The following is a 1,402-nucleotide window of genomic DNA, read 5'->3' as shown; positions in this document are numbered from 1 at the left end:
ACTTAGATTCCAAAGTTTTGGGAAAAGGTCAGCAAGGTGTTTACGGGGTTGAGCGAATTGAATCGCTTCCTCAAGAGATCAAGCGGAAGTGGTTCATGTTTGATAAGAACCACCCGGATATCGTTAAGGTTAAACCTGATTTGCAGGAGTTAATTAGATTTAAGCGCCTAAACTTATTGGAACGCTGGCCAATGAAAGGCCCGTTCGACCTAATATTCTGTCGGAATGTCGTTATTTACTTTAATGAAGAGACTCAAGCAGTTTTGTTCAACAGGTATGCCGATATGCTTAAAGATGGGGGCTATTTGATAATTGGTCACTCAGAGAGCTTGAGTAGAGTATGTACAAGGTTTAAGCCAATAGGTAAGACCATCTACCAGAAAATTTCTTAGTATTGAATGTTGATTGTCGTTCAGGGCAGCAATATTACAGTTAATGTAGGATAGTTAGTAAATGTCACAAAATCACACTTTACCACCACCCCTAGCAGGCTTTGAGCATGTGAACAGGTATTGGGATAAGCGAATGAATGTTCCCGCTGCTAAAATAATGCCGGGTGAGTTCTATGTGAGCAAAACTGGAGAAATGATTGTTACCGTACTGGGTTCCTGTATTTCTGCCTGTGTTCGAGATGTGCAACTTGGTATAGGTGGAATGAATCACTTTATGTTACCAGAGCAAGGGGCTCATTCGACGGAAAAGTGGGGAGCTTCAGAAATAAGCAGTGCCTCCAGGTACGGAAACTGGGCGATGGAATTTCTTATTAACGAAATCCTAAAGCTTGGTGGTACGCGTCGAAATCTCGAAATCAAAGTTTTTGGTGGCGGCAATGTTCTTAGCAACATGACTGACATTGGTAAGCGAAATATAGCGTACGTAAGAAAGTACATTTACGAAGAAAATTTTGAGCTAGCAGCGGAAGATGTTGGTGATATATACCCGAGAAAGGTCTTGTATTTTCCCGATACCGGTGCACTTAAAGTAAGAAAGCTTAGAGAAACAACAAACGATACAGTCTTGCAAAGAGAGATTAGCTATAGCAATGACTTGAAGCAAAAGTCCGCACCAAGCGGTGGTGTTGAGTTGTTTGACTGATTCGCGCAGTAATATGTCGTACTTTTCGTGGAGAAGTAGGTTTGAGTAAGATAAAAGTTTTAATTGTTGATGACTCCGAGCTAATTAGGCAGGTTTTATCTGAAATTATTGGCTCGGCACCAGACCTTGAGGTTGTGGCTGTCGCTGAGCATCCGCTTGATGCTCGTGAGAAAATTAAGCAGTTCAGTCCAGATGTACTGACTTTGGATATTGAAATGCCAAAAATGGATGGCATTACATTTCTGCGAAATTTGATGAGATTGCGTCCCATGCCGGTCGTTATGATCTCTACTTTAACTAGTAAAGG

3 protein-coding genes are annotated in these 1,402 nt (G+C 41.5%); all 3 read left to right on the top strand.

Annotated features, from left to right (window positions below):
- Positions 1 to 392, top strand: a 392-nt coding sequence (locus tag A3729_RS18460) for a protein-glutamate O-methyltransferase CheR (protein WP_304439735.1), incomplete at its 5' end; no start/stop codon positions are given.
- A 61-nt stretch (positions 393 to 453) separates the two neighbouring features.
- The gene (gene cheD / locus A3729_RS18455; protein ID WP_068516172.1) at positions 454 to 1,095 is read left to right on the top strand and encodes a chemoreceptor glutamine deamidase CheD; all 642 of its coding nucleotides are present in this window, start codon (positions 454 to 456) and stop codon (positions 1,093 to 1,095) included.
- A 41-nt stretch (positions 1,096 to 1,136) separates the two neighbouring features.
- The coding region (locus tag A3729_RS18450; RefSeq protein WP_156498010.1) for a response regulator at positions 1,137 to 1,402 on the top strand (266 nt) is incomplete at its 3' end.

This window comes from Oleiphilus sp. HI0043, assembly GCF_001634935.1.
This window is presented reverse-complemented; position numbering and strand designations above follow the sequence as displayed.